The sequence below is a fragment of the Calyptranema fuscum S582 genome (assembly GCF_055793305.1).
In genome coordinates this window covers 1-13,425 of the sequence record NZ_JBSLYH010000091.1, presented here as the reverse complement: position 1 = coordinate 13,425, position 13,425 = coordinate 1, and the positions used below count along the sequence as shown (strand labels likewise).

Genomic DNA, 13,425 nt, shown 5'->3' with positions numbered 1-13,425 from the left:
GAATTACGCCACAACCCACCTGGACGTTATCGGAGAGTTTGCGCAAATTGCAGGATACCTTGAGCGATCGCCTTTGCCCCACAACCCACCTGGACGTTATCGGAGAGTTTGCGCAAATTGCAGGATCCCTTGAGCGATCGCCTTTGCCCCACAGCCCACCTGGACGTTATCGGAGAGTTTGCGCAAATTGCAGGATACCTTGAGCGATCGCCTTTGCCAGTGCAGTTCGGTAATTAGCATTGGCTAAATTCCCCGCATCTGTTTGCCCGGTCACAAACCCCGTTTCGATTAGAGCCGCAGGCATAGACGTTTTTCTCAACACAAAGAAATTTGCTTGTTTCACGCCTCGATTGTGTACTGCCACTGTTTTGACAATATTGGTGTGAATGGCTTGCGCCAGGGCTGCGCCAGTCGTGGAACCGGGATAATGATAGGTTTCTAGACCGTTGATTTCAGGATGATCCACACCCGCAGAATTGGCATGAATGCTAACAAAAATATCGGCATTGGCTTGCGCCGCAATTTGAACTCGATCCGCTAACGTCAGACTGTGATCGTCTGAGCGGGTCATAACTACTTGCACCCCAAGTTTTTGCAGAGAATTGGCAGTTTCTAGAGCAATAGGCAAGACAATATCCACTTCTCGCAACCCGCCAACTCCAATAGCTCCGGAATCTTTGCCTCCATGTCCCGGATCGAGCACCACAATGGTTGCTGGTCCGGACAGAACGGGGTGGGGGTTAACAATGTGGGGCGACGCAATAGCAGGCGATCGCGCCATGAGCACAAGTGCCTGATATACAGTTGCTGCAACTTCTGCCCGCGTTGCAGATTGCCCCGGATTGAGTTGACGGGCATCGGGATAATTAATGATCAACTGCTTAGCCGTTGCCATGGCGATCGCTTTGCGGGCATAACCGGGAATTTCATTAGCATCGTCGTACAGATCTAACAGCAACAAACTGGTTTCGGGTAACCCCAGACCATTGGCGAGAGAGAGCCAGAGTTGAAACCGTAGAACACTCTCCTCTGGGCGGAATGTATTGTCTTCAAACCCAGATAACAATCCCATCTGGTAAGCGCGCACAATGGCGGGTGTAGCCCAGAAATTAGCAGGAATGTCTAAAAAATTTGGCTGCGATCGCTTGATTGGCAAGTTAAAGATACTGGTGAGCAACACGGCATAGTGTCCCCGCGTCATCAGCTGCTCGGGTTTGAAGCTGCCATCTTCATACCCTGAAATTAAACTCTGGCTCGCTAAACCCTGAATAAATGCGGCTGCCCAATGACCTTCGATATCTGAGAATGAGGGGATCGCGGGCGGAGGATTAACAATATAGGGCGAAGAGATAGCAGGGGCTTGCAGTCGGGTTACCAGGGTTTGATAGATGATGGCAGCAACCTCTGCGCGAGTGATCTCTGCCATGGGTCGCAGTTCTGTTACATCGGGATAATTCACCACCATGCGTTTTTGGGTGGCGTTGGCAACGGCTGTAGTGGCGTAGCTAGGAATCTGAGCGCGATCGCCATATAGTCCCAACCCATTGGGATCGCCGCCACTCAGCCCTAGCCCATTATTTAATGCCACGATCGCCTGAATCCGAGTCAGAGGATCAGCGGGTCGAAAAGTCTCATCGGGGAATCCGGCAATAAAACCCATTTGCTGAGCTTTGGCGATCGCTGCCGCTGCCCAAAATCCATCCGGTACATCTTTAAACAGTTTGCGTTCGACCTTGAGGGGTTGGTCAAAAGTACTGGTCAAAATTGCGGCAAACTCGCCACGACTAAGCTTTGCGTCTGGCTTAAAGGTGCCGTCTGGGAAGCCATTGATGATTTTGCGTGATACCAGACCGTTGATAAACGGTTCTGCCCAATGTCCAGCAATATCCGTCAGCTTGACCACAATCGAGGGTGGGATAGTGACCGGCGGCAAAACGGGCGTTGGGATGGCGGCAGAGGGTGCTGGCGTCGGGCTGGGGACAGGTGCCGGAGTCGGTGTCGGAGAGGGTACAGGAGGCGGCGATCGCAAAATCGGTGGAATCACATCACTCACCTCACTGGCAACAAACTCGACAGAACCTGCAATGCGAGTTGGATTGAGCAGATTCCCCGCAGAGATGAGTGTTGCTGCACTGTTGTTGCGCAGATCCAGCACCCCATTTTCTTGAAAAATATTGTCACCCGGATCCTGGCTTTTGCCCAGGTCGGGTTGAGCACTACCAATCACCATCAGCCCATCGCCCAGGTTCTTTTTAATCTGATTGCTACGCAAAACAGGTCGAGCAGACCGAGAAATGACAATGCCGGTACGATTTTCTAATAGTTGATTATCGGCAACCAGAGGAGCTGCGTTATCGCTCACAGCAATGCCATACCCGGTTTGACGGCAAAGATTTCGTCGAATTTCGCCCCTGGCATTGCGAACAAAAAAAATCCCACTGGCGGCATTATGTTCTAGAAGATTGTCAAAGACTTCAGGGTTAGCGGTGCCGGTTGCCAAAAGCCCATCTCGTTGACAGCGGCTGAAGGTGTTGTGGGCGATCGTTGGCGCGGTTGACTCGATCCAAACGCCCGTTCCCTGGTTCGCCGGATTTGTAACTGTTACCCCCCGCAGTTGGGCATGATCTTTGGGAAAAAGGGTAATGTTCTGTTTGCCAAAGGTGGCGCTGGCATATTCGCCACTACCCTCAATCAAAATGCCGTTCCCTTTGCTGGTTTCGTCACCCAAGAGAATGACATGGGCAGGAATGATCAGCGGAAAAGTTTCACCACTTGTTGCGTTGTACTTGCCCGCCGCCAGGAGAATAGTTGTTCCGGCATTGGCTCGACTCAACGCATAGGCGATCGTCTTGAAAGGATGTGTTTGGTTCCCTGCGTTGGTATTACTACCCGTCACCGGATTCACATACAACATGGCAGCAGATTCAGGTTGAGCCATGATCTTTCTCTCCTTCACAAACCATCGTGCCTGCAAACTCAGACTTTCCCAATCTTCGCCAATATAGCGCTTTGTGCTCTAATAAATTACGGTTATTGAAACGCGCACGTTCTTTTCGGACGTTACGGGTTTGGGGCATGAAAGCCGATTCTGTTTTTCAGCATTGCTGCACAACAGGTTCTAAATCCGTCCTTGGGATCGGGAATTGAATAAGCCCTCATTCTTTTTTGAGAGAGCGACGGCTGCGCCGTCGCTCTCTCAAAAAACATAGGTTCATTAATGTGCGATCGCTTACCTTTCATTTATGGCAACCGTCGAGACGGTTAGTTAAATCAGGAGAGTGTGTGAAAACCCTCGCTCCGCGCGGGTTCTCACATAACCCTTGTCCTAATCAACCCCTCGACTGCCATATTTTCAAAAATCCAATCTTGGGGTCAAGCATTACCTACGAGATCTAACGATATGATTGAGCAGAGACAATGAGGCGATTAACTAGTCATCAGAGTATGACATGGTAACAGTGGTGGTAACGCTTAACATTTTTCTTGCCCTGATTTGCCTTTATGTTGCCTGGCAAGTCTGGAAGTTGGGGCGAGTTTTAGCCAAGGTAGCGGACACATTGTCCATTGCCGAGCGACACACTCATAGAGTTTTAATCAAAGCGCCAAATGCGATTAGAAAAGGACAAATCGGGGTCTATCAGCTTCGGCAAGAACTGCAATACTTAGAGCAACGGGTAGCGATCGCCCAACAGTCGCTCGGTTTGTTGAGTGTCGTGATGGCAGTTTTGCGACGGCGTCAGCCATTCCGTACGTATCGTTAACGTTTATTCTTTACCCAGAGCGAAGATATCGGCTTGAAAGTAGACCAGCAATAGCCATAAAGATTGAGATTGAGATCAATCAAGGCTAGAACTTTGAGAGAATTAGGATTGAGAGAATGGCAGACAATCGTTCTGGATCATCGGGGCTATTTATTGGAGGTTTCATTATCGGTGCCGCAGTAGGAGCCGTCACAGGATTATTATTGGCACCTCGATCTGGACGAGAAACTCGACAGTTTCTCAAAAAATCGGCAGAGGCACTGCCTGAATTGGCAGAAGATTTATCGAGTAATGTGCAATTGCAAGCCGATCGCCTGTCGGAATCTGCCCTGCGCAATTGGGATAGTACATTAGTCAAACTCAAAGAAGCGATCGCCGTGGGGGTGGAAGCCAGCCAACGCGATCGCCAAGCATCTGATTCACCAGAAACCAGGGTTGCATCAGAACATCGACCTTCTATTCATGATTCCAGCTTGAAGTAGGCGCTAGTTTTGTGGCTGAACCGATATTCTGGTTAGGATTTTCTATTCTTTTGGTTGCTGTAAGTCTGACAGCAGTCCTAATTGTGGCGTTGCCAGCGCTGCGTGAGCTAGCTAGAGCTGCCCGTAGTGCCGAAAAACTATTTGATACCCTCAGCCGGGAATTGCCGCCTACGTTAGAAGCCATCCGCTTAACAGGAATGGAGATCACGGATTTAACCGATGATGTCAGCGATGGTGTCCAAAGTGCCAGTCGAGTTGTGAAGCAGGTTGATCAAAGCCTTAAAGGGGTTAGGCGGCAAGCCAAAAAAGCACAAATTTCAACTCGCAGCGTCGTCGTCGGGTTTAAGGCAGCCTGGAGAACACTGACACGCCCCTCTAATCCATCTCCCCGTCGATCTACAGAACGGCTTTCAGCGGGTGACAACAACCCGTTTGAATTCGATCGCGATTACGAAGCTATTTACGAACAATCCGAAGCATCGCTATTGTACGAACCAGACGACGACACCCCTAGAGAAGACTCAAACCCGTACGAACAGAGTTTTGCGTCTAGAAGCGATGTTTCTGAGAATGAGGCGAAAGCTACATTGCTCGATCAAGAGATAGACAAACCATCACGCTCTAAAAATCGCCGCGAAAGTTCTCGCTATTCTTCGTAAACGATTGGGCATTGCTGATTTTGGGGATGAATTTAGCGGTGAACCCTTTGGGCTCATCGTCAAATTCATGCCCAAAGCCAGCAGCGTCTCAACATTGTCATGAAGTTTGGTGTATTATGTCTATTAGATTAAAGTAAACAAATGTAAAGAATTTCTCACAAATTCTTTGCAGATTGATACCTTTGTTAAGTTTAAAAACAAGTTAATCCCAGATTTTTCGATGATAGGTTCTTCTTTCAAGAAAATTCTTGTCGGTTGTCTCGCTCTCCTGGTCTTTTCATTAACTTGGGCGATCGCACCTTCGGCGCAAGCATACGACAACCCCAATCTTCTTCCCACCGAGTCTACAGCCATCATTGATCTGGCTGACTCTCTAACGACGATCCAACAGGAAGAATTAAATAAAAGCTTAGATCAGTTTGAATCAGAGACAGGCTGGAAGTTACGGGTTCTAACGCAATTCGACCGGACGCCAGGTCGTGCGGTCAAAGACTTCTGGGGATTAGACGATCGGAGTGTTCTGCTGGTCGCAGACCCTCGCGGTGGCAACCTGTTGAATTTTAGTGTAGGAGATGCCCTTTATGATCTCCTGCCAAGAACCTTCTGGATTGAGTTACAGACCCGCTATGGTAACCAATTCTTTGTACGTGAGAATGGTGAAGACGCTTCTATCTTGAGTGCTTTAGAGTCGATTCAGACCTGTCTGCGTCAAGGGGGCTGCAATGTTGTTCCAGGCTTGCCCAGAGAACAATGGATTCTAACGCTGATCACGTCCCTAGTCGGTGGAGTGGTGTTTGGCTTTGCAGCTCAACCTCGTACTCCCAAGCAAATCTTTGCATGGCAATGGGCACTGATCTTTTCACCCCTGTGGGGCATCCTGTTCATTGCCTTTGGCATTGGTCCTGTTGTAACTCGGACTTCAGAGTGGTTACCACTTTTCCGGAATGTAGCTGGATTTGTCTTAGGCGCTTTGGTTGCCTATCTGTCTCCCATGCTGAATTCGTCATCGGCTGAGACATAGCCCAAATCGGCATCTAAGGAGTCTACAGTTTAATCAACTCCCAGTTTTGATAGGTCATGGCGAAGCCATGACCTATCAAAACTGGGAGTTTTCTTCATATCTGGCGCAAGTTTTATGTTTATAGCGGTACGCATTGGGGTCAAGACGGGGTGCAGGGGTGAAACCCCTGCGTGGGAGCACCGCCCCCACCCCCCTAATGTCCTAACTGGATTGCGTAGAGCCATAATGTTGACGATCTATAGCAGTCCTAAATGAGTTGTAAGATAAGCGGATTGTGAGAGGCGCACCCCGAAGGGTACGCCTCTCACAATCCATTTTAGATAGCTGTAGATATGCTTTTGTCTTTTTGGAAATTGTTTTAGATTAATAAGCATTTCAACATTGGAATGCAACCCTATTTAAGGTCTAATCAATTAAGGTCTAATCAATTAAGACATACCCATGCTTTCAAGCTAACCTTAAACGGATGGTGAACCTTCTTCTATGAAAATCTATCACCCGTCCCCTTAGAAAATTCATTTACCAATACCTTAGGAACGTCATGGAGTGGCATATTACCGATGCTCAAAGCTTGCGCATTATCGATCGCGAAATTGGAGAACACGCATTTTCACCCTCTGAATATGAAATTGTGCGGCGAGTCATCTATGCGACCGCTGATTTCGAGTACAAATCTCTAATCCGCTTTTCTGACCAGGCTTTACAAGCTGGAGCAGCTGCTCTAGCAGCTCGTAGCACGATTGTAGTGGATGTACCCATGGTGCAAGTGGGGATCGCCCCTATTTTGCAAAGCACGTTTTCCAACCCGGTGTATTGCAGCATGGATGCGCTCACCAGACCGCAGCGCGAAAAAACTCGTACGGCTTGGGGCATTGAAACTCTGGCACGACGGTATCCTGAAGGCATTTTTGTCGTAGGACAGGCACAAACTGCCCTTACAGCGATTGTCGATTTAATTGAAGCCGAAGAAATTAAACCTGCGCTGGTCATTGGTACCCCCGCTGGTTTTGTCGGTGTAGATATTGCGGTACAACGCCTCAAGGAATCTTTAGTTCCCCACATCCGGATTGAAGGACGCAAGGGAAGCTCGGTTGTCGCGGCAGCAATTGTCAATGGCTTAGTCGATTTGGCATGGCAAGCTTATGGGCAAGAAACCAACGGCATGGTCTAGCCTAGCGCTTACCTCGACGGCGATCGCTCAATTGCTGTCTCATTTCCCCAAACGCATCCCGGCGGACATACGGATAGTCACTCACCCACAAGTCATAATCTGACAGATAGATATCCGAGACTCTAGCAACCCGGCTCAAGTCAGGACGATTAGAAACCACAATCATCTCCGCAATATCTCTCGGACGAATTGCACGATGGCTGCGTTGCAGTGGCACCTGAAGTTTAATAACAAATCCAGTTTCGTCCCCAACTTCCAGATTGAGTTTGCGTTCCCGATTTTCTACGATCACCAACTCGCCTTTTTTGTTGACCGTTTCTTCTGTACCGATGAGTTCTTCAGTCACAAACACATCTAGCACCTCGCCGCGCCAAAATCCGCCATATTGATATCGCCTAACTTCAGCGTTGCGCCGACTGGCTAGATAAATAGGACTCCACAACCAATACAGACCAATCCCAACTCCCAAAATAAACTCTAATAGCCCAAAACCTTCAGGCAAAAATACGTCCAAAACAAATATGCTGACGACGCCTACCACTGATATCAATAGTCTTCTAAGGACATCAGAGGGTTTTCCCCAGCAATATCTGTATTGATCCCCGGTTGCAACGACGGGGATCAACTCTTCGATTTTCTTACGCGTCAACGGAATGAGCATTGAGATGTAGCAGAAATGACGGTACCTTTGAGCCTAACATCCCTGGATGCCAATCATCGGGGCCCCAGCCCTACCGCGCCAGCATAAATCGCATGTTCGCCCAACTCAGCCTCGATCCTCAACAGGCGATTATACTTAGCTACCCTCTCACTACGACAAAGGGAACCTGTTTTAATTTGACCGGCTCGTGTCGCTACTGCCAGGTCAGCAATGGTTGTATCTTCTGTTTCACCCGATCGATGGCTAATGACGGAGGTATACCCATTGCGATTAGCGAGGTCAATGGTTTGCAGCGTTTCTGTAAGCGAACCAATCTGATTTAGCTTAATCAAAATGGAATTTCCTGCTCGCTGGCTAATGCCCCGTTGTAAGCGCGTGGGATTGGTGACAAACAAGTCATCGCCTACCAGTTGGGTTACAGACCCCAGTCGTTCGGTGAGCAATTGCCAATGCTCCCAATCCTCTTCATGCAAACCATCTTCAATAGAAATGATGGGATATTGACTGACTAAATCTGCCAAATAATCCACCATAGCCGTGGGCTGATGCACAGACCCATCAAAGGTGTATTTGCCATCGTGGTACAGTTCGCTGGACGCAACATCTAATGCCAGGGCTACTTCATCTCCGGGTTTATAGCCTGCGCCTTCGATCGCCTGAATCAGTAAATCCAAAGCTTCCTGGTTGGAATCTAGATTAGGTGCAAAGCCGCCTTCATCCCCAACCCCGGTCAACAGTCCTTCGCTTTTCAAGACTTTGCTTAAGCTATCGAATACTTCTGCTCCCCAGCGCAGCGCTTCCTGAAAGGTAGGAGCGCCAATGGGAACGATCATAAATTCTTGGATATCAACGTTATTGTCTGCATGGGCACCCCCATTGATAACGTTCATCAGAGGCACCGGCAACAGATTTGCCAACGGACCCCCTAGGTAACGATAGAGAGGTAAACCCAACGAGGCTGCTGCTGCTTTCGCATTGGCTAAAGAAATTGCCAAGATCGCGTTTGCACCCAGGTTGGACTTATTCTCAGACCCATCGATGGCAATCATGGAGTGATCAATCAGAGATTGATTGAGGGCATCTAAGCCCAATAGCCTGGGTGCGATTTTTTCTTCTACGTTGACAACGGCTTTGAGAACGCCCTTACCGCCATACCGATTGGGATCTCCATCGCGTAATTCATGGGCTTCAAATGTTCCGGTTGATGCTCCACTGGGAACTTGAGCCAGTCCGGTAGAACCATCGTTAAGACGAATTTCAGCCTCAACTGTAGGACGCCCCCTGGAGTCGAGGATTTCTCTTGCTTGAATGTGCTTGATCGTGGTGTCTGACTTTCTCATCATCAACTTGTCTCTTTCTCGCTAGTTGTATGAATCTTAAATCCCAAATCTGCTCGAAAAACCGCCCAAAGCTAACCCCAAAGCATTTTATCGTTAGATGTATCTAATTATTAACCTGACCCTCAAATATCTCAAGATTCAAACAGAGGATCACGACTTGAATAAACCCTAGAGATAAAACCCAGACATTCATTTTGGGCAGCTTTTTAGCAACCCTGGATTTTGGATTTGCCTGATCAAAACATGGGTCAAGTTATCAGTCCATCAGTCGATCGAAACCAGATCTATAATCCTGTGTTGCTGACCAGGCGGTTGCCATAGGAGTTTAAGGTTTTATGTTTATAGCGCTGTGCAGGTTGATTAAGTACGGTGTTGTGGGGCGCTCCGCGCCCCACAACACCGTTTCTGTACTTAACGAACTTGCACACCGCTATAGTGATAACAATCTACTCAAGCTCTGCTAGTTAATAAAATCCTAATTTCTATAGCGAGCCTGAGTCAGTTGTGAAAGCGCCCGCCCTTCGGGCGGGCGCTTTCACAACTGATCATTTCAAATAGGATTGCCATAGTTCCTTGGGATCGAGGATTTAATGAAACCGGATCTCCCTCAAAACTTAGTTGACAAAGCACTAGTCTACAGTCCGAGGTTAGCCCTGTGAATTTAAAACATTCTGTAAAAGTTAGTCGCGAAAAAACGGTTGCGCTGATGTAAACCCGAGTGAGACATGGATGAAGGCGATCGCATTTAGAGCAACAAGATTACCATTTCATAACTCTATAGCTGTCTTTACAGACCAGTCTGCTCGTCAACCCTTGCCTCCAGATTTTAGGACTACCATGATATAGAGCGGTTGGAATGTGGAGATTTTGAATATGCAAATGTTGCACACAATGCTGCGGGTTGGCAATTTGGAAGAGTCATTAAAGTTTTACTGCGATGTCTTGGGCATGAAGTTGCTGCGCCAAAAAGACTACCCCGGTGGGGAATTTACCCTGGCATTTGTAGGATATGGCGATGAATCTGACCATACAGTGCTGGAATTGACCTATAACTGGGGCGTTGAGCAATACGACTTAGGTAATGCTTACGGTCATATCGCGATTGGCGTTGATGATATTTATGCCACGTGCGAGTCGATTAGAAGTCGGGGCGGTAAGGTTGTTCGTGAACCTGGTTCGATGAAGCATGGCTCAACAGTCATTGCCTTTGTAGAAGATCCGAATGGCTACAAAATTGAGTTAATTCAACTGGGAACTCAGGGGTCTGCGACGACTCAAGCCACGTCTGAACCTCAACTCAGCAGCCATTAAGAACCTCTCCGAAACGCAGTTTGGGCTTCGAATCACGTTTTGAGCCATCCAATCTTGTAAGGGCATAGCATTGGGAGAAGGATTTTCGAGGTCAATCAAGGATTTTTTACCCAATGCTACGCCCCTACACCAGGTCACTACAGACTGAGTTAGAAGCAGCTAAAACTGGGCGCTGACAAAGCACTCGGCAGCTTTACATTTTTCAGCGCTATGCAGCAAAGCATCACATTCTGTAATAATTGGCAACATGAGGTTGTGCCAAGTTTTAGAAGACACCGTTCAAAAACATGAGCCGTCTCCAACCAGTTCAAAAGAGTTCGTCAGTCGCGGTGTGATGGAGGAGTTTGCGTGAAGGTTTTGATTGCAGTCGCCTGTTTTGTTATTGCATTTGTGCTGGCTAGTTTGGTGGAATATTGGTTGCATCGGTTGATGCACGATTCCCCTAAAGTCGGCGAACGCCATCGGGATCATCATCGCCGCAATGAAGGGCAAGGCGTCATCTGGGAATTTAGAGATTATGTGAAAGGCAGTGCGATCGCCATGTGTGCCCTCTTTCTGGTGTCCTTTGAAGCGGGGATCAGTTGGTTTTTGGGCGCATTATTTTTTGCGGCATTTTCTGCCTATGCTCACCAGCTTCAGCATGAAAACCCAAGAAAGTGTTTTTGGATGAAAATGCCAGTTCATTACGTCCATCACAAGTATGGAATGTGGAACCACAATTTTGGGCTGGCGGTCGATTGGTGGGATCATGTTTTTGGCACCTATAAGGCAGTCGATTGGCTCACCGAAGACGAGTTAAATCGTCCAGAACTGGGGCATTTAGAATTGCGCTGGTGGTAATTGAATTGGGTTTCAAAGGTGCAGACATTTTACTAAAACGCTCACTGCGTCAGCGTTTTAAGACGAGCTTTCTAGTAAAGTGTTAAGGCGATTTCTAGAAAATGTCATCCCAGTAAATCGTAAGGGCGAAGCATTCGAACCATGATTTTCGCCATTTACCAAAGACGATCTAACGAATGCTTCCCCCTTGCAGGGGTAACATCTTTTTCAGAAATCTCCTAAGGAATAAGAATTAAATAACTCCGGTGATGTGTCGTACGGGCGAACGGCCGTTCGCCCCTCCAAACGATTCAATATTCGATCTTATTTAATCCACAATCCTAAGACCTCTACAGCAATCCTATTGGATTCGTGAGCATAATCAGTTGAGAAAGCGTCCGCCTTTCGGGCGGGCGCTTTCTCAACCGATTTAGGATCGCTAGGGAACGTCGCCGAGCTAGTTTGAGGGCAATCGCTTGCATCAGCCAACCAAGTTGCGGATTGGGTTAATTCTTTCTGTAGGAATTCTTTCAGTCTCAACGGCTGCAATTTTTATTCGTTTGGCGATCGCATCTGCATCCAGTGAAGCCAGTGGAGTCAGTTTCAGCCTATTTTTGTCGGCTTCGCGGCTGATGATTGCCTCCATCGTACTCTTACCGATCTGGCGTGGCGTGCAACTCGCTCAATATCGACCTGCTGCCTTAGGGTTTTCCTGTGCTGCCGGTTTATGTTTGGCGATGCATTTTGCCACCTGGATCACGTCGCTATCATTCACAACCATCGCGGCTTCCGCCACATTGGTTACAACTAACCCAATTTGGGTCGCCCTAATTTCCTGGCTATGGTTTGGAGATAAACCCACGCGTTTGACGGCTGTGGGCATTGCGATCGCCCTATTGGGTGGGTTTTTAATCGCATCGGGAGATTTACAGAGCGGCGTCAGCAGCAATCCGTTACTCGGCAATCTGTTGGCACTCATCGGAGCAATTTTAGCCAGCCTTTATATTTTGTTGGGGCGAGAAGCCCAAAAATGTGGCGTTGGTATTGGTGCCTATGTCGCGATCGCCTACAGTACTGGCGCACTCGTCCTTTTGCCGTTGCCCTTGATCGCGGGTGGTGGATACACGGGTTATCCCGCTACCGTTTATCTCTATACCTTACTCATGGCGATCGCGTCTCAATTGATCGGTCACACCTCGATTAACTGGTCAGTGAAATGGGTTTCGCCAACCCTGGTTGCCTTAGCTCTTTTGTTTGAACCGATCGGTGCCAGTGCTTTGGGCTACTTTGTTTTCCAGGAAATACCCAGTACTGCCGTATTGGCAGGAGCCGCCTTGGTCTTAACAGGCGTGGCGATCGCAATTTTTGGCGATCGCCACTCTATCTCTGCCACTTAGAGTCTATCCAGAGTGTTGATGTTGGGGCATCGCATCCCAAGATCCAGTACTTAGCGCTGGCAGCACGGCGTTGCCGCACTGCCAAAATTAACAGCGGATCCCTTTGCAGTTACCTTTCCAGTTAATGGTTTAATAACAAATTAGAACGCCAAAGTTCTGCCCGACAAATAAAACGGCAATATTGGTTCAGCAAGGCTTTTTCGTTGAGTTCTGGAAGCTTGCCTGCATCGTATTTGGCAATGATCCAGGCGATCGCCTGTGCCGCATTAATCGGAACACCCACCTCGATCAACCGACGCCAATACACAGGGGTGATCTCTCGAATAGTTTTCTTTCTAGATTTAGAACACGTTGTAGAGGCACCGCTCATAGTAGACGTAATCACAGCATTCATAAGACTCTACTCCTGATCCGAATACTTATATCGTCGGTCTTTTCACCGTCTGCGTGGGTGATGGAAATAGGGCTGGTTCAGTGATATTTCGGTACTCATCTCGTGATGAGACTGGATAGCGATGCGTGATGAGAATGGACAAATAGGGTGATATGCATCACCGATAATAATTTCAGCAAAACTTCATCAACTTTTATAGCCGCGATCGCCTGACGCAATTGGGTTATAGCACTTCGTGAGCAGGCAGATCACGGGTGTTGAGAGAGAGCCGCACTCTGTACACCTCTCTCTCAACACCTTGAACTTCACTAAGCAGGTTATGAGTTGAAAAGCGGTGTTTCTTAAGGATCGTGGTAAATCAGATTGACTATTGAATCGTTTGCAGGGGCGAACGGCCGTTCACCCGTAC

Annotated in this window: 12 protein-coding genes; 8 read left to right on the top strand and 4 right to left on the bottom strand. The window is 48.1% G+C overall.

The window, feature by feature from the left end:
* Positions 1 to 166: 166 nt before the first annotated feature.
* Positions 167 to 2,938 (bottom strand): S-layer homology domain-containing protein, encoded by a 2,772-nt coding sequence (locus ACR6Z4_RS31165; RefSeq protein WP_479721249.1) that lies wholly within the window; start codon positions 2,936 to 2,938, stop codon positions 167 to 169.
* A 511-nt stretch (positions 2,939 to 3,449) separates the two neighbouring features.
* Here ACR6Z4_RS31165 and ACR6Z4_RS31160 point away from each other — a divergent pair.
* The 5 genes from ACR6Z4_RS31160 to ACR6Z4_RS31140 all read left to right on the top strand — a co-directional run bounded on the left by ACR6Z4_RS31160 (position 3,450) and on the right by ACR6Z4_RS31140 (position 7,094).
* Entirely contained in the window at positions 3,450 to 3,761 is a 312-nt protein-coding gene (locus tag ACR6Z4_RS31160) for a hypothetical protein (RefSeq protein ID WP_479721248.1), read from the top strand.
* Positions 3,762 to 3,877: 116 nt separating this feature from the next.
* Positions 3,878 to 4,243, top strand: coding sequence for a YtxH domain-containing protein (locus tag ACR6Z4_RS31155; protein ID WP_479721247.1), 366 nt, complete (start codon positions 3,878 to 3,880; stop codon positions 4,241 to 4,243).
* A gap of 11 nt (positions 4,244 to 4,254) precedes the next feature.
* Positions 4,255 to 4,902 (top strand): DUF948 domain-containing protein, encoded by a 648-nt coding sequence (locus ACR6Z4_RS31150; protein WP_479721246.1) that lies wholly within the window; start codon positions 4,255 to 4,257, stop codon positions 4,900 to 4,902.
* Between the two features lie 220 nt (positions 4,903 to 5,122).
* Entirely contained in the window at positions 5,123 to 5,923 is an 801-nt protein-coding gene (locus tag ACR6Z4_RS31145) for a TPM domain-containing protein (protein ID WP_479721245.1), read from the top strand.
* 541 nt (positions 5,924 to 6,464) lie between these two features.
* Positions 6,465 to 7,094, top strand: coding sequence for a precorrin-8X methylmutase (locus ACR6Z4_RS31140; RefSeq protein WP_479721244.1), 630 nt, complete (start codon positions 6,465 to 6,467; stop codon positions 7,092 to 7,094).
* Position 7,095: 1 nt separating this feature from the next.
* Here the strand turns inward: ACR6Z4_RS31140 and ACR6Z4_RS31135 are convergent, their stop codons facing one another.
* Positions 7,096 to 7,755 (bottom strand): phosphate ABC transporter permease, encoded by a 660-nt coding sequence (locus ACR6Z4_RS31135; RefSeq protein ID WP_479721243.1) that lies wholly within the window; start codon positions 7,753 to 7,755, stop codon positions 7,096 to 7,098.
* A 53-nt stretch (positions 7,756 to 7,808) separates the two neighbouring features.
* The gene (gene eno / locus ACR6Z4_RS31130; protein WP_479721242.1) at positions 7,809 to 9,098 is read right to left on the bottom strand and encodes a phosphopyruvate hydratase; all 1,290 of its coding nucleotides are present in this window, start codon (positions 9,096 to 9,098) and stop codon (positions 7,809 to 7,811) included.
* Between the two features lie 870 nt (positions 9,099 to 9,968).
* Here eno and gloA point away from each other — a divergent pair.
* The 3 genes from gloA to ACR6Z4_RS31115 all read left to right on the top strand — a co-directional run bounded on the left by gloA (position 9,969) and on the right by ACR6Z4_RS31115 (position 12,622).
* Complete coding sequence (gene gloA / locus ACR6Z4_RS31125) at positions 9,969 to 10,406, top strand: lactoylglutathione lyase (RefSeq protein ID WP_479721241.1); 438 nt, start codon at positions 9,969 to 9,971, stop codon at positions 10,404 to 10,406.
* A gap of 357 nt (positions 10,407 to 10,763) precedes the next feature.
* Positions 10,764 to 11,246 carry a sterol desaturase family protein gene (locus ACR6Z4_RS31120; RefSeq protein WP_479721250.1) on the top strand — a complete coding sequence of 161 codons (483 nt, stop codon included), beginning with the start codon at positions 10,764 to 10,766 and terminating at the stop codon, positions 11,244 to 11,246.
* A 455-nt stretch (positions 11,247 to 11,701) separates the two neighbouring features.
* Entirely contained in the window at positions 11,702 to 12,622 is a 921-nt protein-coding gene (locus tag ACR6Z4_RS31115) for a DMT family transporter (protein ID WP_479721240.1), read from the top strand.
* A 121-nt stretch (positions 12,623 to 12,743) separates the two neighbouring features.
* Here the strand turns inward: ACR6Z4_RS31115 and ACR6Z4_RS31110 are convergent, their stop codons facing one another.
* Positions 12,744 to 13,016: a hypothetical protein gene (locus ACR6Z4_RS31110; protein WP_479721239.1), complete on the bottom strand. Its 273-nt coding sequence runs from the start codon at positions 13,014 to 13,016 to the stop codon at positions 12,744 to 12,746.
* Positions 13,017 to 13,425 lie beyond the last annotated feature (409 nt).